Annotated in this window: 16 protein-coding genes; 13 read left to right on the top strand and 3 right to left on the bottom strand. The window is 67.7% G+C overall.

Annotation, left to right across the window (positions count from 1 at the left end; genetic code table 11):
* The first annotated feature begins 299 nt into the window (after positions 1–299).
* Entirely contained in the window at positions 300–3,110 is a 2,811-nt protein-coding gene (locus ACZ6QQ_RS27585) for a M14 family zinc carboxypeptidase (protein WP_465880227.1), read from the top strand.
* Positions 3,111–3,254: 144 nt separating this feature from the next.
* A complete protein-coding gene (locus ACZ6QQ_RS27590) occupies positions 3,255–4,421 on the top strand; it encodes an acyl-CoA dehydrogenase family protein (protein ID WP_465880228.1) in 1,167 nt (388 codons plus the stop codon).
* A 282-nt stretch (positions 4,422–4,703) separates the two neighbouring features.
* Here ACZ6QQ_RS27590 and ACZ6QQ_RS27595 read toward each other — a convergent pair whose 3' ends face one another.
* Positions 4,704–5,291 carry a hypothetical protein gene (locus ACZ6QQ_RS27595; RefSeq protein ID WP_465880229.1) on the bottom strand — a complete coding sequence of 196 codons (588 nt, stop codon included), beginning with the start codon at positions 5,289–5,291 and terminating at the stop codon, positions 4,704–4,706.
* Positions 5,292–5,941: 650 nt separating this feature from the next.
* Here ACZ6QQ_RS27595 and ACZ6QQ_RS27600 point away from each other — a divergent pair.
* Positions 5,942–6,268, top strand: coding sequence for a hypothetical protein (locus ACZ6QQ_RS27600; protein ID WP_465880230.1), 327 nt, complete (start codon positions 5,942–5,944; stop codon positions 6,266–6,268).
* A 115-nt stretch (positions 6,269–6,383) separates the two neighbouring features.
* Here the strand turns inward: ACZ6QQ_RS27600 and ACZ6QQ_RS27605 are convergent, their stop codons facing one another.
* Positions 6,384–6,548, bottom strand: a complete 165-nt coding sequence (locus tag ACZ6QQ_RS27605) for a hypothetical protein (protein WP_465880231.1) — start codon at positions 6,546–6,548, stop codon at positions 6,384–6,386.
* Positions 6,549–6,582: 34 nt separating this feature from the next.
* Between ACZ6QQ_RS27605 and ACZ6QQ_RS27610 the strand changes: the two genes are divergently transcribed.
* From ACZ6QQ_RS27610 to ACZ6QQ_RS27655, 10 genes are all read left to right on the top strand, one after another.
* Entirely contained in the window at positions 6,583–7,311 is a 729-nt protein-coding gene (locus ACZ6QQ_RS27610; RefSeq protein ID WP_465880233.1) for a hypothetical protein, read from the top strand.
* Between the two features lie 94 nt (positions 7,312–7,405).
* A complete protein-coding gene (locus ACZ6QQ_RS27615) occupies positions 7,406–7,690 on the top strand; it encodes a PadR family transcriptional regulator (protein WP_465880234.1) in 285 nt (94 codons plus the stop codon).
* Complete coding sequence (gene lepB / locus ACZ6QQ_RS27620; RefSeq protein WP_465880235.1) at positions 7,687–8,433, top strand: signal peptidase I; 747 nt, start codon at positions 7,687–7,689, stop codon at positions 8,431–8,433. The genes ACZ6QQ_RS27615 and lepB overlap by 4 nt, the downstream gene beginning before the upstream one ends.
* A 219-nt stretch (positions 8,434–8,652) precedes the next feature.
* Complete coding sequence (locus tag ACZ6QQ_RS27625) at positions 8,653–9,768, top strand: peptidoglycan-binding domain-containing protein (protein ID WP_465880236.1); 1,116 nt, start codon at positions 8,653–8,655, stop codon at positions 9,766–9,768.
* Positions 9,758–10,441, top strand: a complete 684-nt coding sequence (locus tag ACZ6QQ_RS27630; RefSeq protein ID WP_465880237.1) for an ABC transporter ATP-binding protein — start codon at positions 9,758–9,760, stop codon at positions 10,439–10,441. Before ACZ6QQ_RS27625 ends, ACZ6QQ_RS27630 begins: the two co-directional genes overlap by 11 nt.
* A gap of 46 nt (positions 10,442–10,487) precedes the next feature.
* Entirely contained in the window at positions 10,488–11,621 is a 1,134-nt protein-coding gene (locus ACZ6QQ_RS27635; RefSeq protein ID WP_465880238.1) for an ABC transporter permease, read from the top strand.
* 367 nt (positions 11,622–11,988) lie between these two features.
* Entirely contained in the window at positions 11,989–12,228 is a 240-nt protein-coding gene (locus tag ACZ6QQ_RS27640; RefSeq protein ID WP_465880240.1) for a hypothetical protein, read from the top strand.
* 21 nt (positions 12,229–12,249) lie between these two features.
* Positions 12,250–12,912, top strand: coding sequence for an ABC transporter ATP-binding protein (locus ACZ6QQ_RS27645; RefSeq protein WP_465880241.1), 663 nt, complete (start codon positions 12,250–12,252; stop codon positions 12,910–12,912).
* A gap of 5 nt (positions 12,913–12,917) precedes the next feature.
* Positions 12,918–15,200: an FtsX-like permease family protein gene (locus ACZ6QQ_RS27650; protein ID WP_465880243.1), complete on the top strand. Its 2,283-nt coding sequence runs from the start codon at positions 12,918–12,920 to the stop codon at positions 15,198–15,200.
* 561 nt (positions 15,201–15,761) lie between these two features.
* Positions 15,762–17,255 (top strand): MFS transporter, encoded by a 1,494-nt coding sequence (locus tag ACZ6QQ_RS27655; RefSeq protein WP_465880245.1) that lies wholly within the window; start codon positions 15,762–15,764, stop codon positions 17,253–17,255.
* A gap of 129 nt (positions 17,256–17,384) precedes the next feature.
* On the opposite strand, the gene ACZ6QQ_RS27660 is transcribed toward ACZ6QQ_RS27655, so the two are convergent.
* The gene (locus ACZ6QQ_RS27660; protein WP_465880246.1) at positions 17,385–19,715 is read right to left on the bottom strand and encodes an MSCRAMM family protein; all 2,331 of its coding nucleotides are present in this window, start codon (positions 19,713–19,715) and stop codon (positions 17,385–17,387) included.
* Positions 19,716–19,789 lie beyond the last annotated feature (74 nt).

Raw genomic sequence — 19,789 nt, forward strand, 5'->3', positions numbered from 1 at the left:
CCAATTGGGACAGAACGGTGGGTACTGCATTTTCCGTGCGTTACTGCGAGGGTTCAGCTGTAATGCCGACTACGCAGGCAACGACAGTGGCAGAGCTTACGCGGCCGGGCCGGGCCGCCGCCCGTTCGGTCGGCATCTTCACAATCCCGCGCGATGTGACGGTGACTGTGTGTCCTCCGTTCGGTGCGGCCGTTCGCCCGATCCCCATCTCGCCCAAATTGATCTTGCCCCCTCTATGTAAGGGCCCTAGGCTCCGATCCACCTGACGCACGCTTCGCAGAAGGGGACAAAAGTACTACATGAGAATATCCCGCGCTAACTACCTGCCGGCCCGCCGCCGGCTGGCCGCCGGGGCGGCAATCGCCCTGACGACCTCGCTCCTACCCCTGCTCAACGTTACCGCCGCCACTGCGGCCACCCCGTCGCCGGCCTGTGTGCCGGACCCCACCGCCCGGTTGGACTCGGTGCCCAGCCCGGAGACCGCACTCGGCTTCCCGCTCGGCGTCGGGCAGGAGCGGGTCGTCACCGACGACGAGATCCGTTCCTACCTCGGTGCGGTCGACGCGGCCTCCGACCGGGTCATCACCGGCACCATGGCGACCAGCGTCACCGGCCAGACGCTGCCGTACGCGATCGTCTCGAACTCGGCCAACGTCAAGCCCGCCGCCCTCGACGCGATCGTCGAGGGGATCAAGGACCTGCGTGATCCGCGTCTCACCACCCCGGCCAAGGCCGCCGGTATCGCCCAGCGCGGTCCGGCGATCGTCTGGGTCACCGGCAACGTGCACGGCGGCGAGAAGAGCGGTGCCGACGCCGCGCTGAAGACCCTCTACGAGTTGGCCGCAGGGCTTTCCTGCGACGTGGAGAAGCGCAACCAGGAGCTGGTCACGGTCATCGTGCCGACCCAGAACCCGGACGGGCGCGACGCCAACCGGCGGCAGAACGAGTACGGCTTCGACCTGAACCGGGACTGGTTCGCCCGGACCCAGCCGGAGACCGACGCGAAACTGGAGATGCTGCGGGACTACCCGCCGCAGGTCTACATCGACGCCCACGAGATGGGTGGCCGGGAGTACTTCTTCCCGCCGAACGCCGACCCGATCCACCACGAGATCTCCAGCGAGGTGGTCGACTGGATCAACCGGATCGGCGAGGCGAACAAGGCGGGCTTCGGCTACAACGGCGCCTGCACCGCCACGGTCACCACCGAGTGCTACTTCAACTACGACACCTATGACATGTTCTTCATGGGTTACGGCGACACCGTCCCGGCCACCGGGTTCGGAGCCGCCGGCATGACCTTCGAGAAGGGCAGCTCGTCGGCTGTCCCGGACCGGGTGCAGCAGCAGTTCAACACGCAGTGGTCGACGCTCGGCTGGGCCGCGGCGAACAAGCGCGAGGTGCTGAACAGCTACTACAAGATCTGGTCCGACGCCCTGGCCGAGGGTGCGGCCGGCACGCTGGAGCCGAACGAGGTGGTCCAACCCACCAACGAGGTCCAGTTCCCGGTTCCGGACGTCAACATCAAGTCGTACTTCCTCCTTCCCGACCGGCAGCTCGCCGACGTCCGGGCGCTGGTCGAGCGGCTGCGCAAGATGGATGTCGAGGTCTACGAGCTCAAGGAGCCGGTGACCGTACCGACGGCGAAGGTCTTCGGCGGGCGCAGCGCGACCAACGTGGTCGTGCCGGCGGGCGCGTACTGGATCAAGATGGACCAGCCGCAGAAGCACTGGATCCAGGCGACCCTGGGCGAGGACCCCTACACCCCGTTCCCGTACTTCTACGACGTGTCGTCGTGGAGCAACCCGCTGCTGATGGGGCTCAACACGATCTCCACCGGCGACGTGGTCTTCCCCAAGGCCAACCGGGTCAAGGAGAACCGCGGCGGCACCACCTCGATCGTGCCCGACGGCGGCTCGTACTCGTGGAAGCTCGACTCGGCCTCGGCCGCGAAGTTCACCTTCGAGCTGCTCGACAAGGGCGTCCCGCTGGTTCGTGACCTGGACACCAACCTGGTCGGCATGCGGTCCGCCCGGCTCACCCCGAAGCTGGACAAGCTCGCCGCCTCGTACGGCGTGACCCTGCACCCGAGCCGCCAGCCGGCGACCGGGGTCAAGCTCACCCAGCCCGACGTCGGCCTCTTCGCCGGCACCGGGATCAGCCTGACCTCCGGCTCGTACGGCGAGGCCCGGTTCGTGCTCGGCAAGCAGTGGGGTCTCGACCTGACCCCGGTGACCACCGCCGACATCAACAACAACACCGAGGTCTTCACCGGCCGGAGCACCCTGCTGGTGCCGGACGGCAGCAACGCCACCGGCGGTCTGACCGCCACCGGCCAGGCCAACCTGCGGGCCTGGATCTCGGCCGGCGGCACCTACATCGGGCTGCGCAACCAGGGCACCCGGATGGCCCGCGCGGCCGGGCTCACCTCGACCACCGAGGTGACCAAGCCGGCGGGTTACACCATGGTCGGCTCCCACCTGCGGGTGGACGTGGACCACGACAGCCCGGTGGCGCTGGGTCGGCCGGCGGAGGACTTCGAGTTCAACAACGGCGACTCGGTCCTGCGGCCGAGCACGACCGGTGTGAACGTCCTCACCTACCCGTCGGACGACCGGTTCTGGCACAACGGCTACACCGTCGGCGAGGACCTGCTCAAGGGCACGGTCGCGCTGGTCGACGAGCCGACCGGCGACGGGCACGCGGTGCTCTTCGCGTTCAACCCGCTGTTCCGGGCGTACAACGAGAGCGGCCTGCACCTGGTGGCCAACGCCCTGCTCTACCCGTCCGGTGACGCGCCGAAGACGCTGCGCCGGATGACCGACGCGGTGTCGCCGGACCGGGCCGCGGCAGCCGCCGCACCCGCGCCGGAGAACCTGGGCGGCCAGTGGCGGCCGATCACCATCGAGGTGGCCGCCGCCGACCAGGCCAAGGCCGAGGCCGTGATCGGCAAGTACACCGCCGACGCCCGCGCGTCGGTCGCCGACGGTTCGAGCTTCCTGGTCATCCCGAACCCGGACGGACTCCAGTCCGACGAGCACCCGTACCTGGGTGACCTGGTCCGGGAACTGAGCACGGCCGGAATTGCGGTGCGGTCGCTGGTCGGCTGACCCGCGCCACCCCGGTAGGACACACCGGCGGACGACGGTTTGCCGGGGGCGGGGCTAGTGAACTTTGTTACCGTTCAGTAGCCCCGCCCCACCCGGGCGCGGTACAACTGGGTTCACGAAAGTGTTCCCCAGGGGAGGGCCGCGATGAGCAGCGAAGCGTTCGACGTCTACCAACTGCCCGAGGAACACCGGGCGGTCCGCGAGGCGGTCCGGGCCGTCTGCGACGCCAAGGTCGCGCCGTACGCCGCCGAGGCCGACGAGACCGGCGAGTTCCCCAAGACGTCGTACGAGGCTCTGCGGGCCGCCGACTTCCACGCCCCGCACATCCCCGAGCAGTACGGCGGCGCCGGTGCCGACGCGCTCGCCACCGCGATCGTGATCGAGGAGGTGGCCCGCGCCTGTGCCTCGTCCTCCCTGATCCCGGCGGTGAACAAGCTGGGCACGATGCCGCTGCTGCTGGCCGGCTCGGACGAACTCAAGCGCCGCTACCTGCCGCCGGTCGCCCGGGGCGAGGCGATGTTCTCGTACTGCCTCTCCGAGCCGGAGGCGGGCAGCGACGCCGCCTCGATGACCACCCGTGCGGTGCTCGACGGCGACCACTGGGTGCTCAACGGCGTCAAGCGGTGGATCACCAACGCCGGTGTCTCGGAGTACTACACCGTCTTCGCGGTGACCGACCCGACCGCCCGTTCGCGCGGCATCTCCGCGTTCGTGGTGGAAAAGTCGGACGCCGGGGTCAGCTTCGGTGCCCCGGAGAAGAAGCTCGGCATCAAGGGCTCGCCGACCCGCGAGGTCTACCTCGACAACGTACGGATTCCGGCCGACCGATTGATCGGTGCTCCCGGCACCGGGTTCGGCACGGCGATGCGCACCCTGGACCACACCCGCGTCACCATCGCCGCGCAGGCGCTCGGCATCGCCCAGGGCGCCCTCGACTACGCCCTCGGGTACGTCAAGGAGCGCAAGCAGTTCGGTAAGCCGGTGGCGGACTTCCAGGGCATCCAGTTCATGCTCGCGGACATGGGCATGAAGCTGGCCGCGGCCCGCGAACTGACGTACGCGGCGGCCGGCAAGTCGGAGCGCGGCGACGCCGACCTGACCTATTTCGGCGCGGCGGCCAAGTGCTTCGCCTCCGACGCCGCCATGGAGATCACCACCGACGCGGTGCAACTGCTCGGCGGCTACGGCTACACCCGCGACTACCCGCTGGAGCGGATGATGCGCGACGCCAAGATCACCCAAATCTACGAGGGCACGAACCAGGTGCAGCGGATCGTCATGGCAAGGCAACTGCTCAACGGCGTTGTCTAGCTCCTTGTCGGACACGTGGGTCCGGCTAGTCCGCCGGATCACTTTCAGTGGACATTGAGAATTGTTGATCGACTCGGGGCAGATCGATCTTGGAGAGCCAACCTGACCATTTGGCGAGAGGTAATAGCCAGGCACTCTCACGCCCGTACGGGCCGACACCCGGAGTCACCCTCATGCCCGCAGGGAGCACCCGGGGTCGTAGGGGGCGGGGCACCGTCGACCGGATCACCTCCCACGGGCGTGGGCGTCAGTGGCGGCGGCCGATTCTGTTGGGCACCAGAATTAAAATTGGCTCTGTTGTACGAGGCCACGCTTGATCGCCTCACGGGCCAGCAACTCCCGTTTCCAGTTGCGGCGGCGCAGGTGGCGGTCGGGTGGTCCCTGTAGGTTCAGTCTACTGATGAGATAGTCGATGTGTGCGACCACGGCGCGTTCGGAAATCGGATTACCCTCCGAGGTCATGATCTCCGCGATTTCACGGGCCGATGGCAACGGGGCCGTTTCAGTGCCGTCGAGCCGCAGTTGACACAGGGCAAGCAACACCTTGTAGTACGTGCTGTTCGGACTGAGTATAGTCGCGTTGTGGATTACGCTCGGGCATCTGCTGGGCACGATCTTCAAGGTCGCGGCAGCTGTGCCGGATACGGTGACGCCTTGTGTGCGAAAGGTACCTGCAGCGTAAATCCTGGCCATCTCGAAGGGTATTGGTATGTCACCCATCCTTGGCTGCACGGATAGGTATTCGCGTGGCTTCTCCAGGTCTTCGACCACGAGCGGGAAATCTGTCGACAGATTGTCCAGACGCCAATGGTCGGCGTGAGCGGTGACGCGGCCGGCATAGATGTGCGGTCCCTGCGGTGCAAGGCTCACCGAGAATTCACAGCCACCACATCCGCAGGTTCCGAAGGTTGCATGACTTCCCGTTGCAAGCGTGACAACCTCCGGGGATTCCCCGGGTTTGGAGGGACCCTGCACGCTGACTAATAGCCCCATTCCTTCTCCCCGTTGTACTGATCATGTTCACTTGGATGTGCGCACGCACCAACTTCGACCGATCCTAATTGGACCGATATTCAAGGGTATCACTTGCAAAGCTGCGGAGCTATGGTGCGTGTGGTGTCGATCGCCGCGTCTGTAGCCGGCTCCCAGCGACCGGTCCGAGTGTCGGGCCGAGCGCTCCCGTGGGCTCCTGTGCATTGCGTACTGCCTGCATATCTCCTGTCTATGTGGGCGTGCGGTCCACTCGCGTGGTGCTCTGTCGCGACGGAACGTGGCCCTTATATCATGGCGATCAGCTTCTCGCTGCCCGGTTGGCTCTGCACCACTACGGATTTCGCTGATTTACATCGCGTGCTCGACTGAGTTCCGGCCGGTAGTGGTCGCAGGGAGCTGTGGCGGCTCCCCGCAGTCAGGAGAAGTGGGAGGCTCGGATGTTGGGTAAGCGTGTGCTCGTCGTCGGAACGTTGGCTGCGGTGGGCCTGCTAGGTGCGGCCTCAGCGAGCTCGGCGGCTCAGTTCCGATTGGCGACAAGCGGTACGGCGTTCGCGGGAAGCAGCGTCTCCGACCAGGCGAACATCACCGCCTACGTATCCAGCGGCGACGGCGTCATGAACTACTGGGGTTACCTGCACGACACTGCGGGGGACGGCCATTCGGTCTACAGCCAGGGTCGGGTGCACGGGTTCGGCTGGACGGCAAAGAACACGAACAGCGCCGGAAGCGGTTCCAAGGAGTGGCAGGACTCCTACGTCTACGACTCCGCATCCGCAATTCAGTACGGCTGGGTACAGGCATGCGTGGAGGACTGGGCGGGAAACACCTGCGACACCGAGTACTTCGACTTCTGACGCGTGGATCAGCCGAACACCGACCATCTCGTAGAATGCCCCCGGCCTGCCGCCCTCAAGGCGCTACAGTTGGGGGCATTCTCCTATCTCCTTCGACGCCTCTCGATAACGGTTTTCAGTGGGGCCGTACCCGCGACTGGAAGGTGAAGATGATCAGGACGACCATCCGGTGGTCGGCGCTGGCCGGCCTACTGATCCTGGTGGGAGGCTGCTCGGCCTCGGGTGACTCGCCGAGTCCGGTGGACCCGGCGGTCGTCAACCGGGCCTCCTCGGCGCTCAACGACGCCATCGCACTCGCTGCTGAGGTGGAGGAGGTGAGTAACCGGCTGATCGTGGCCTGTATGGAAGACGCGGGGTTCAAGGTTCACCCAACCGACCAGGTGAATGTCCCATCCTCCTCCGAGCCCTATCCGTTCGTGGATCCACCGCGGCCCGAGGAGGTGGAGTTGGCCAAGGGCTATCCCGCCCCCTCCGAGCCGGCGGAGCCGGCGGTGCAATCGGCCGCCGACCCCTTCGAGCGCCTTCCTGAGGACGAGAAGCAGCGGTACGAGGCGGCGCTCGGTACCGACATGATGATTCGCCTTGAGGACGGCACCGAGTTGTCGGTCCCGGTGGACGGTTGCGGGGGACGGGTCGCCGGCGACCTGTTCGGCGACGTCGCTGCGGCGTTCCGTAACGCCGCGTTGGCCAGACGTGGCCCGGACATCGCGCGCCGGAACGCCGAGAACGATCCGGCCGTCGTGGCCTCGCTTCGCGGATGGTCCGACTGCATGGAGAAGGCCGACTTCCCGGGGCTCGGCGACTCCGCCGACGCGCAGGTTCTGACCCACCGGGAGAAGAACGGCGGCGCTCCGGTCGACGTGCTCAAACTCGCGCGGGCTGATGCCACCTGCGGTGCCGGACATCGGGTGGCGGAGACGCGGCGCGGCGTCTGGCAGGACGAGCTCGGCCGTTATCTCGCGAGTCACCAGGTTGAGGTGCTGGCGTACCGGGACGTACAGCGTCGGGCACTGGACAACGCCCAGCGCCTGCTACAGCGGTAGACATCGATCAACGATTAGCCTGGACGGAGTTACTCTACATATGTAGAGTAAAGATATGCCTCGACCTCCGAACTCCTCGCCACAGACACTGCATGTGCTGGCGGCCCTGTTGGCGGACCCCTCACGCTGGCGACACGGTTACGACCTCTCCAAGGAGACCGGGCTCGCGAGCGGCTCCCTTTACCCCATCCTGATGCGGCTGACCGATCAGGGAGCACTCGAAGCCGAGTGGCAGACTTCGACGATCCCGGGACGGCCGGCGCGGCATGCCTACCGACTCACTTCCGCGGGCACCGCGCTGGCGCAGGCCCGGCTGGCGGAACGGGACCGGCACAGCGCGCCCGCACAGGTTCGGCCTGCGATGAGGGTCGCGTGGTGACCGCGTCGGAGGCGCCGGTCGGCGTTGCGGGCAGCGTCGTCCGGCGATGCTCCCGGGCGATCCTGACCAAGGCGGTCCGGCGCGGGGGCGAACGGGGCGGCGTCTGGGGCGAGGCGGTGCTGGCGGAGTTCGAGGAGTTGCGGACTGACGCTGAGGCCGTGCGGTGGGCCCTCGGTGGTTTGTGGGTGTCCTGGCGGGAGCACGTGGGTCGTGTGGGCCTGTTCGCCACGGCGTTCGGCTGGCTGTTCGGCGGTGGTTGGATCCGTCGGTTGGTGGTCGCAGCGATTGCCCTCGTCGGGCTTGCCGTGCTGATCCATCACTTCGTGCTGACGGTCGTCTATGTACCCTCCGTCACGATGCAGCCGGGCATCCAACCCGGCGATCGGGTGCTGGTCGACCGGGTCGGCTTCCGTCTGACCGGCCTCGACGTGGGCGATCGGCTTGTCCTTTCGCCAGCCGGCTCCGGTTACACCCTGCGGGTACTGGGCCTTCCCGGCGACGAACTGGAGTGCCGCGAGGGCAAGTTGTTCCGTAACGGCACGCAGGTGGACGAGCCCTACCTGTCCACGCAGGTCACCACCGACTGCCAACCGGTGACCGTGCCTGCCGGTCATGTGTATCTCCTCGGGGACAACCGGGCAGGCGCCAGGGACTCTCGGTATGACGGTCCGGTCGCGCAGGACAAGGTCACCGGTCGGGTCATTACCCGAATCTGGGCGGCTGACCAACCAGTTCGTGAATGACGGCTCGCCAGTGCTATGCCGCACCGCGGCCGAAACGGGAAGCTGGAGACGACCGACATGCCGATGACGACAATGACACCAGCACGCTCACGCTGGCGCTGGTTGCTCCTCGCTGCGGTGCTACTGCTGGCCGGAACTGCCGCTATCTGGGTGGTCGCCACCCGCGCCACTACGGAGGAACAACGCGCTGCCCGTAGCGAGCCGCCTCCGCCGTCGGTAGTGACCGCGACGGCTGAGGACGGGACCCTGATTGACGGGGTGGTCCTCGACGGGATCATCAGCCGAGAGGTGAGCGTCGTCGTCCGGGGCCCGGACGACCAAGCGGTGAAGTCGGTGGTTACCCAGACGCCGCGCCGTCCCGCAGACACGGTGCGTCCCGGAGACCTCCTGATCGAGATCTCCGGGCGGCCGGTCATCGCGCTGCACGGCGAGTTTCCCGCCTATCGGGATCTGACGGTCGGGGACAGCGGTCGCGACGTGCGCCAACTACAGGCCGCCCTGCGCGAGCTCTACGACACCCCGGTCACCGGCACCTTCAACACGCGTACGGGCGCGGACGTACGGCGGCTGTACCGGCGTCTCGGCTACCAGCCCGTGGAGAAGGCACTCGAAGCAACTACGGAGACGGAGGCGCAGGCGCCCAGCCCGCCCACGGGCGGCGTACCGTCCCCGGCGCGGGCAATCGTCGTACCTGCGGCGGAACTCGCGTACCTCGGCATACTGCCGGCGACCGTCGACACCGTGTCCCGCCGGATCGGCGACGACGCGCGGGCCGTCCCCCTGCTCACCCTTGCGGCCGGTGCATGGGACGTGGTCGCGCCGGTCGACGACGACGCCTACGCCCGACTGGTCAAGATTGCCGACGGTGCGACCTGGACCCTCGGTGAGGGGCCGCTGCGTGACCGGGTAGGACGCCAAGTATCCGTGGTCGACATGGCGCCGCCAGCACCAGACCAGCCGCTCGGCACGCCGGAGTCGTCCGACAGCCAGCCCAGCCAAGGGCCGGAGCGCAACGGCAATCGGCGACACATCACCGTACGGATCTCGGAAAAGGCCGGCAACGATGTTCGGATCGGGGCAGCGCAGCGGATGTCGCTCGAAGTAGCGCGCAGCCCCGAGGCGGCGGTCATCGTCCCGGTCTCGGCGATCTGGACCGGCGCGGACGGGGTACCGAGTGTGACCGTCGTGCGTCCCGTCGGGCAGCACAGCGCTCAGGTACAGGTCCACCTGTCCGTGGCCGGACGGGTGGCGGTGTCGCCGGAACGTGAAGGCGAGCTGCGCTCAGGGGATTTTGTGGTCGTCGCCTATCGGAACGAGGGTGGTCATGGCGGCTGACGGTACTTCGGTACCCCTGCTGGAGCTGGTCGGCGTCGGCAAGACGTATCCCGGTCCGCCGGAATACACCGTGCTCACGGCGGTGGACTTCTGCCTGTACCCGGGCGAGTTGGTCGCGCTCGTCGGGGCCAGCGGCTCCGGAAAGACGACACTGCTCAACGTCCTGGGCTTGCTCGACGACCAGAGCACCGGCATCCGACGGGTGTGTGGCGTCGACACGAGTGGGCAACGCGAGCGAGCACTGACGGCCCTGCGCGCAGAGCGGTTGGGCTTCGTCTTCCAGGCGTTCCACCTGGTGTCTCACTTGGACGTACTGGAGAACGTGATGCTGTCACTGGTGCACCAGGGCGCACCTCGACGCGGTCGTCGAGCCGCAGCGACGGCGGCTCTGGAACGAGTCGGCCTTGCCCATCGGCTGCGATCACGCCCGGCACACCTTTCCGGTGGTGAAAAGCAGCGGGTGGCCATCGCCCGCGCGATAGTACACAACCCACCGGTACTGCTGTGTGACGAACCAACTGGCAACCTGGACAGTCGGTCGACGGAACAGGTCCTCGATCTTCTCCATGAGCTGGTGGACGAGGATCGCGGCGTGGTCGTGGTCACGCACGAGGAGGCAGTCCGCGATCGGGCAGACCGCGTGGTCACGGTGGTGGACGGGCATGCGACGTAGGCCTCGTACCCGGCCGCTGGACGTCCTGGAGCAGGGTGCCCGGGCAGTGATCGGTCGTCGAGCGAGGTCGTCCCTCACAGCAGCGGGGATCTCGCTCGGCATCGCGGCGCTGATCGCCACGATCAGCGTCGCGGCGAGTGCTGCCGGTTCAATCGCCAGCCGGTTCGACGCCATGCGGGCCACGACGGTCACGGTGCGCTATTCGACAGAAGTTGCCCGACCGACACCGACGACGGTGGCAGGAGTGGCCCGGCTGAACGGCGTGGTGTCCGCAGGCGCGATGTGCGTACGCGCCGAGCAGGCTCCGGCGTCAAGGGTTGACCCCGCACTACGGCCACCGTCAGACCGGGTGAACCTTGTTTCCGCGCAGCCGGCGGCCCTCGAAACGCTCGGGGTCCGGCTCGTTGAAGGCAGGATGTTCGACGGTGGGCACGGTGTGCGGGGCGAGGCGGTTGCCGTGCTGGACACGACCGCAGCCCGCAGAATCGGTATCCCCGACTCGTCCACCGGGCAATTGGTGTACGTCGGGGGCACGGCGTTGACGGTGCTGGGCCTGGTTCAGCCGCCGGCCGGCGAGACTCGCCTGACGGGCGCGGTGATCGTGCCCTACGAACTGTGTCAATTGTCGCAGGACGGGGCGTTTGGGCCTGCGGAGGTCGTCGTCCGGACTCGACTCGGGGCGGCCGACCAGGTGGGACACGAAGCGCCGCTGGCGCTCAAGCCGGACGCCCCCCAAGCGCTTGCCGCACTCGTTCCCCCGGACCTCGACACCTTCCGTGACGGAGTGGAGGGAGACACACGGGCGCTGTTTCTCGGTCTGGCCGCGGTCTCACTGGTGATCGGAGCCCTGGGCGTCTCCAACACCACCCTGGTCTCGGTACTGGAACGTCGGAGGGAGATCGGCCTCCGCCGGGCGATCGGCGCGTCGCGCCGGGCGATCGCACTTCAGTTCTTCACGGAGAGCGGGCTGCTGGGGCTGGTCGGTGGCGTCGTGGGGGTCGCCGTCGGGGTGATTGTCACCGCAGTCATCGCGCTCGCCAAAGGTTGGCTCCTCGTCGTCGACCCGGTACTCCTGCTACTCGGTCCCGCGATCGGCACGGCTGTTGGCATGGCCGCCGGCATCTACCCGGCCTACGCTGCGGCACGCATCGCGCCGGCCGACATGCTGCGGGCGGAGTGACTGTGGGCAAAGAATTGGCCATCATGTTTCGACATCTTTCGACCGCTCGCCTGCTTGTATACCACAGGCGGCCGCCAGTGTGCCAACCGTGATGCCCTGCAAATCTGCGGATTCCCCAGTCGAGACTTCGATGCTCGACTATAGCCACCAGACGGTTCGAGGGAGCTGGCTCCCGTCGAGAGTGGAGGCTTGGATGCGTGGCAAGCGGGTTATCACGATTGGCGTGCTCGCAGTGTTGAGCGTGGTCGGGTTCAGTTCGGCGGCATCGGCAGTACAATTCCGGGTGGCGACGTCCGGGACGGCTTTCGCCGGGAGCAGTCCCTCGGATCAGGCCAACGTTACCGCATACGGAACTGCGCCCGGCACCATGAATTACTGGGGCTACCTGCACGACACCGCTGCGGATGGGCACTCGGTGTTCAGTGAGGGCAGGGTGAACGGCTACGGCTGGACGGCGAAGAACACGAACAGCGCCGGTAATGGATCAAGGGAGTGGCAGGACTCCTACGTCTACGACAGCCAGGGCTCCATCTCGTACGGCTACGTACGGGCCTGCGTGGAGGACTGGGCCGGAAACACCTGCGACAGCGAGTATATCGACTTCTAGACAGATGAACGGCGGAGCGGCATGCTGAAAGCCGAAGGATTGTCGCTCTCCTATGGTGCGACGGTGGCGCTGGCCGGTGCCAGTGCCACCGTCGCCGAGGGAGAGATTTTGGCGCTCACTGGCCAGAGTGGGTCGGGCAAGACGACCATGCTGTACTGCATGGCCGGGCTATTGCAGCCGGCGCGCGGTCGAGTGATATTCCGGGACACCGAGGTGACGCGATTGAATGCGGAAGCTCGGGCGGCCTTGCGGCGTCGCAGGTTCGGCTTCGTGTTTCAGTTCGCCGAACTGGTGCCGGAGCTGACACTCCGCGAGAACATTGCGCTTCCCCTTGATCTTCTGAAGGTTGACTCCCGACACCGACGCCAGCGAGTCGACGAGCTGATCGAGCGACTGGATCTCGGACCGCACGCGGGCCGGCGACCGGCGCTGGTATCGGGCGGGCAGGCGCAGCGGGCGGCTGTGGCACGTGCGATCGTGCATCGCCCGGAGGTCGTCTTCGCCGACGAACCAACCGGCTCCGTCGACAGCCGCAACGGTATTGCGATCCTCGGTGCGTTCATGCAGCTTGCGCGGGAACACGGTACGTCCGTCGTGCTCGTGACACACGATGCGACGATCGCTACACAGGCGGATCGGATCATGGAGTTGCGTGACGGGGAGAGCGCAGAGGGGCCACGATGACCGGGGTGCGGTTCTTCCTCCGGCTGCTGCGCGGCGGCGGGCGAGCCGGCCTCGTCCGGCTCATCTCAACGGTATGTGGCGTTGCGGTAGGTGTGGCCGCGATTCTCTTTGTCTGGACCATCCCCAGCATCCTTGACGACCGCGCCACACGAGCCGGGGCGCGCTACCCGGCGGTCGCTCTGAACGGGGAGCAGCCGAGCTTCCGATTCCGCTTGGTCGAGGACAGTTGGCAGGGGCGCAGGCTGACAAAGGTGTTCGTGACCGCGGTGTCAACCGATCCTCCGCCTCCGCCGGGCGTCGACCGCTTCCCGGGGCCGGGCGAGGTGGCAGTGTCGCCCGCGCTTGCCGCGCTGCTACCGCAGAGTGGAGTCGCGGACCGCATACCCGGCCAGGTATCAAGCCGAATCTCGCCATCCGGGCTCGCCGGCGGCGATGACCTACTTGCATACATCGGCGCGGACGCAGGCGTGCTCCGGGACGGCAGGCCAGCCGTGGGCTGGCAGGGGCTCGACCGCATCATGGACGAGTCAACCGAACAACAGGGCGCGGTCGCGCTTGAGCTGACGCTCCTGATCGGCGGACCGGCGTTGATCTACCTGTTCGTGTGCGCGCGCCTGTCAGCCGCCACCCGTGCCCGGCGGTACGCGGCATTGCGTCTGCTCGGACTGCCCAGCAAGCAGATTCTTGGCGTCGCAGCGGCCGAGGCGGGTACATTCGGCGCCCTGGGCACGCTGTTGGGAATCGGGCTGTACAGCCTGGCCAATCCGGTGCTCGCGTCGACGGAGGTGCTGGGTTTCGAATGGTTTCCGGAACGCGCTCAGGTGACAACAGGACAGGCTGTCGCCGTCATGCTCATCGTCGTGACCGCGTCGGCCATCCTCGGTGCACTCGGTGCGGTCCGCGCCGTTCGAAGGCCGCTGACCGCCCGGTTCGATCTGGCCGAGCCCAAGGCGTACTGGTGGGCGGTGGTGCCGTTCGCGGCCGGGCTTGCACTGATGATCTGGAACCTCTGGTGGTGGCCGGCAAGCGGTAGCGGCAGGATCATGGGAATGTCGGCCGGCAGTGTCCTCTTGGCCGGCGTGGTGCTCAGCGCCATCGGGCTGCCGCCGGCGCTGCGCCCGATCCTGTCCATGCTGGCACGACGGGTGAACCGGGAGAGAGCGCCGCTCACTCTCCGGGTCGCGGCCCGCAGGCTGGAGTTTGCGCCAGCCATGGCCATCCGACTGGTTGTGGGCCTGGTTGTTCTGGTGATCGTCAGTGGGGTCGGGGCCGGGATCGTGCGTGACATGGAATTGGCCGCAGGACCGCCGGTGTCGTACCACCAGGTGGCGATGTCCGGTAGGACCGTTCCCGCTGAAGCCCAGCATCGACTGATCGACCTGCCCGCCGACATTCGTTGGGCGAGTGTGAAGAGCGTGGTCGAACCGCCCATGGGCAAGGGGCCCCCGGTCACGTTGGACGATCACGTGCGCGTGCTCGGCGTGACGATGACCCTGGCCAGGTGCGAGGACGCCAGGAAACTCTTCAGGAGCGCGTTGACGAGCTGCACCGGTGGGCAGATCTATCGGCTCCGGTACCCCTCCTCCACGGATGGCGCGGACGCCCTGCCGGCGGGTCGTGAGATCGAATTCCGCGACTCGTCCGGAAAACTCCTCGTCGTCCGTGCGCCCGCCGAATCACTCGTGATCACGCCGACGAATTCGACCTCCGACCCGATCACGAGCCTGCTGGTTACCGCAGATACCCTACCGACCGGTTGGTCCCAGGAGACCGTGTTCCACTACGTGCTGCCGCCGAGCGATACGAACCTCGCGAGGTTCCTCACGGATGCGGCCAAGATCGCTCCGACTTCGCAGGTGGACGTCGAGAACCGCAATCTCGGGGCTCTGGAGGCGTTCCGTATTCATCGCGGCGCGCTCCAACTGGGCGTGTGGATTGGCTTTCTCCTGTGCGTCGTGGCGTTCGTCATCGCCGCAGTGGACCACTCAACAGAGACTAGGCGTCAACGTGCGGCGCTGGCTGTTCTCGGTACGCCGCGACGCGTTCTCTTCGTGGCTGAACTGCTGCAGTTGCTTGCCCCGCTCGTCATTGGTCTAGGACTTGCCTCCGTGGTTGCGCACCTGGCAGGGAACTCCTTTCTCCGGCTCGACGGACAGCAACGCGGCTGGTTCCTCGGTACGCTGGAGCTATCGTTGCCGATGCTGGCCTTCGGCATCGTGGTCGTGACTCTTGCGGCGGCGGTCATACACGTCTGGGCGCCGCGCGTAATCGACGTACGGCGTGAGTAGACTGCGCGAACAGCGACTCTGTGCATCACGGTCGGAAAGCGCCGGCTACGCTGGCCCGAGTCACATGAACCTCTAAGATCGGGGGTTAGCCCGCTGCGCCAGTCGGCGCCATTTGGTCAAAACTTCGCTACCGACGCAACGCCTCGACCGACTCGAAGCGCATCGCCTTATATCGGGGTAGACGCGGGTGAGGACAGGAACACGTCGGCGAGCACCCGTGCCGCGCCCCGGTCGTACGGGCGCGACACCCTGTGCGGCGAGCAGCATCGGGGTGATGACGGCGAGCGCCGCCGGGCGGTCGAGTTCGCCGCTGCCCCCCACTCGGTTCGTCGCAATCGCGTCCGTACGGCCTTTGTGCGGGGTAGCTTGGGTGGGGATGATCGGTGCCGCCGGCACGGATCGGTGAACGTTCAGCGGCCTCCATCCTCCACCGTGCCGGATGATTCTGTGCCCTGACTCTGGACCGATGGTGAGCCATCGAGCTCGGCGTCCGCGACCTGCGGCCGAGCACAGACCGCTCCGGTCCGTTGGCGAGGCTGCGGGGATGACGAGGCTGCCGAAATGACGAGGAAAGGTCCGCTGGGCGGCCACTACCCGGCAGTGGCGGCGATGGTCGTCGCCGCGCTCGCTCCGTACCTGGTGCTCTCGGCGGCGCTGGACCCGCTCATGCCGATCATCTCCAAACAGCTCGACATGAGCGAGGGGGAGACGAGTCTGGCGGAGGGGCTGGCCAACGCCGGGTACGCGCTGGGCACAGTGCTGTCGGTGCAACTCGCCCAGCATCTGCCCCAGCGCCGGATGCTGATCGTCTACACCACGACCCTCGTGATCGGTTCGGCGCTGACGGCGTCGGCGACCGAGGTGGTGCAGTTCACCATCGGTCACATCCTCCAGGGCCTGTGCACCAGTCTCCTGCTGATCGCCGCCGTACCGCCGCTCGTCACCGGATTCCCGCCGTCGAAACTCCGCCCGACGGCGACGATCCTCAACCTGTCGATCTTCGGGGCGGTCGCGTTGGGCCCGCTGATCGCCGGCATCCAGGCCGACGCCAACGCCTGGCGGCCGCTGTTCTGGGTGATCACGGGGATCGCCGTCGCAGCGCTGGTGTTGTCGCTGCTGACCTTCGAGGACGTGCCGCCGGCGGACCCCACGGCCACGCGTTCCCCGATCGCCGTCGCACTGGCCACCGCCGGCTGTGTGGCCGCCTTCTACGGAGCCTCACAGTTCCTGCCTCACCAGTCCCTCGACGCCACCGCGCTGGCGCCGCTGGCCGTGGGCGTGACGCTGATCGTCATCCTCCTGGTCCAGCAGTACCGTGCGAGGCGCCCGCTGCTGATCGTGCGGCCCCTCACGAGCACGTTGCCGGTGGCCGGGATAGTGGTGGCCATGACCGCGGCGGCGTCCTCCCTGCCCGCGATCGCGCTGACGAGCGTCGTGCTCCGGGACCGACACTCACCCCTGGACCTGGGACTGCTCTACCTGCCCGAGTTCGGCGGGGCGGTGATCGCCGCGCTGCTGTTCGCGAGGCTCTTCACCACCCGGGCACTGCACTATTTCGCGCTGGCCGGGATGCTCTCGCTCATCGCGGGCATCGCGCTCGTCGTCAGCAGCGTCCCACCCGGCAACATCACTACGCTGATCGCGACGGGGCTGATCGGGATCGGCGTCGGCGCCACGGTCACCCCGGCGCTGTTCGTCGCCGGCTTCTCGCTGCGCAACGCCGCGCTCCAGCGGGTGTTCGCGATCATCGAACTGTTGCGGGCGGTGGCCGCGTTCATGATCACGCCGATCCTGCTATACATCGCCGTGACCGTCGGGAACAGCCCGGCAGAGGGCGCCCGGACCGCCCTCTGGGTCTGCCTCGGTCTGGCCTCCGGCGGAACGCTGCTCGCAATCGCGCTCTACGCGCTGGGCGGCGTACGGCCGCCGTCCCCGGTGGTGCAACAGTGGTTCAGCGGCGAACCGGCGTGGCACTCGCCGCCACTGCTTGCCGCGATCCGCCGCAACTCCTCCGGACGAGGGTCGCCGAGTGCCGGCGCGGGTCCATCGGCATGACACGAACGTAGGACGGTCGCGGGGGGGGGGGGGGGGGGGGGGGGGGGGGGGGGGAGGGGGAGGGGGGGGGGGGGGGGGGGGGGGGCCCCCCCCCCGCCCCCCCCCCCCCCACCGGTCGGGCCGTTGGATCTAGCCAGCCGGTGGGAAGGTCACCTGCACCGTTCCGGTGCGCGGGATCGTCACCGCCGTCGCGCTGTCGAAATCCGTACCGCCGTACCAGCGGTCGCGGTTCTCGGCGTACTGGACCTTGACCTTCTGGCCGCCGAGCACCGGGGTCGGCACCCCGGCGGTGAAACTCTCGCTGTCGATGATCGCGACCGGATCCCGGGTGACCGCGTTGCGGATGATCACCCGGCCCCAGCCCAGACCGTCCGGCACGGTGACGACGACCGTCGCGCCCTGCCTCAGCGTGTAGTCGAAGTCGGTCGGCTGGTTACCGCCGACCTGCACCGCCTGGGCGTTGAGGCGGTTACCGACGCCGCCGCTCCACTGGAACGGGTAGTCGGCCGCCTTGAACAGCAACGGCCACTGGTACGGCCCCAGCCAGTTGATGCTGTACGAGCCGTCGGCGGAGACCGCCGAGTAACGGGTGTCCGTACCGACGCCCGTGTCGGGGCCGACGATGCCCACGGAACCGTTGCGTACCGGGGCGCCGTTGTGGCTGCTCACCGTGCCGGTGATGGTGCCCCGGGGGTCGAGCTTGATCTTCGGTACGGACTTGGTCTCGCCGTTCGCCACGGTGATCCGACGGGCCGCGTCCTGCGTGCCGGTGCCGCCATCCGGGCCGACCCACTGCGCCCCGTACGGGCTGCCGGTGCTGGGCAGGACGAACAGGTTGTAGGAGTCCGGGTCGGCCAGCGACAGGGTCACCGCGCCGGTCGAGTCGGTGCGCTCGCAGCCGTCCTGGAAGACGAACGTCTTGACCTTCTGGGCGGAGACGCAGATGTTCGGCACCCCGGCCCCGGTCGCCCGGTCGGTGACCCTGGTGCTGATCTTCGCGTACGGCGTGAGGCTGACCTGTACCTCGGTCTGCTGGCCGGCGGTCACCGTCACGGTGGCGGCGTCGTGGTCGTACACGTAGTCGTCGGCGCTCGCGGCGAGCCGGTGCGTCCCCACCGGAATGTCGGTCAGGACGACCGCGCCGCCCGTCGAGGTGACGATCTGATCCCCGATCGAACCCCAGAAGTTCTCGATCGCCGCCCCGGTCAGGCTGTTCTTCGCGGTGACCCGGACGGTCCCGGTGGCGAGCCGGCTGTCGTTGACCGTGGTGGTCTGGTTCGCGGTGACCGTGATCGGGTCGGCCGTCTCCGGGCTCACCTTGCCGTAGGCGTACTGGTTGAGGTTGCTCCGCCAGTCGTAGAACTGGACCTGGTAGGTGCCGGGCAGGACGTCGTCGAGCCGGTAGCTGCCGTCCGTGGCGGTCTCGGTGCTGATGTTCCCGTCGTTGACCGAGAGGTATACCTGGACGCCGGCCATGCCCTGACCGGCCTGGTCGGTGAACCGGCCCGCGACCGAGCCGGTCGGCAGCAGTTGCTCGTTGACGACGGTCGTCGCGCCGCTGGCGAGGTTGAACAGCTGCGCGGCGTCCCGGGTGACCGCCTGGTGCGCCCACTGGTAGCCGCCCGAGGGCAGCTCGAACGCGACGCGGTAGCTGCCAGGCAGGAGATCGGCGATCTCGTACGTCCCCGACTCGTTGGTCCGTCCGTAGCCGGACGGGCCGTCGCCCTCGGCCCGCACGAAGTAACCGGCGGCGGGACTGCCGTCCGCCTTGGTCAACTGGCCGGTGAGCGTTCCGGTGCTGAGCTTGACGTCGTTGACCGTCACCGTCTGGCCGACCGCGACGGTGAACTGCGTCGCCGTGTCGCGCTCCGGCTGGCCGTACGCGTACTGGCGCTGGCCGCTGCCGAAGTGGAAGGCGACCGTGTACGTGCCCGGCCACACCGCCACGGAGTAGCTGCCGTCGAAGCCGGCGGGGGCACCGGTCGAGGTGCCGCCGTTGACCGCGTCCGCGACGTCGACCCAGACCCCGCTGACGCCGTTGCCGGTGCTGTCGGTGAAACGGCCGCTGATGGTGCCGGTCGGCAGCACGGTGTCGTCGGCGACCGTACGGCCCCCGTCCGTGACCGAGTACAGGGTGGCGGTGTCCCGACTGGTCTTGCTCGGCACGTACTGGAAGGGGCGGCCGGGCGGTTCGATCCTGATCCGGTACGCCGACGCGGCCGCCGGCACGTTCCGGACCTCGTACTGTCCGGTCGCCGTGGTGGTGGTCGAGTCGTTGAACGTCCCGTCGTCGGACGTGACGTAGACCGAGGTGTTCGGCACCGGTGTGCCGTTTTCGGTGATGGTGCCGGCGATGGTGCCGGTCGCGTTCGCCGCGTGCGCCGGTGCCACAGCCGTCAGGGTGGTGACGAGAGCTGCCACGACCACCGACCCGAGCCCGCGCAGAGTTGATCCGCTCATGCTTCCTCGTGGGTGCTAGGAGGGAGTTGGAGGGCTCCTAGGACTTAGTCTTCGAATCCCCGTGACCCGGCACG

This window comes from Micromonospora sp. NPDC049529 (assembly GCF_055586685.1).

What these genes read in the sequence shown, in the direction of transcription:
- ACZ6QQ_RS27645 (WP_465880241.1), top strand. Translation starts at nt 12,250, where the DNA reads ATGCTGAAAGCCGAAGGATTGTCGCTCTCCTATGGTGCGACGGTGGCG.
- ACZ6QQ_RS27660 (WP_465880246.1), bottom strand. Translation starts at nt 19,715, where the DNA reads ATGAGCGGATCAACTCTGCGCGGGCTCGGGTCGGTGGTCGTGGCAGCT.
- ACZ6QQ_RS27640 (WP_465880240.1), top strand. Translation starts at nt 11,989, where the DNA reads ATGAATTACTGGGGCTACCTGCACGACACCGCTGCGGATGGGCACTCG.
- ACZ6QQ_RS27585 (WP_465880227.1), top strand. Translation starts at nt 300, where the DNA reads ATGAGAATATCCCGCGCTAACTACCTGCCGGCCCGCCGCCGGCTGGCC.
- ACZ6QQ_RS27630 (WP_465880237.1), top strand. Translation starts at nt 9,758, where the DNA reads ATGGCGGCTGACGGTACTTCGGTACCCCTGCTGGAGCTGGTCGGCGTC.
- ACZ6QQ_RS27590 (WP_465880228.1), top strand. Translation starts at nt 3,255, where the DNA reads ATGAGCAGCGAAGCGTTCGACGTCTACCAACTGCCCGAGGAACACCGG.
- ACZ6QQ_RS27655 (WP_465880245.1), top strand. Translation starts at nt 15,762, where the DNA reads ATGACGAGGAAAGGTCCGCTGGGCGGCCACTACCCGGCAGTGGCGGCG.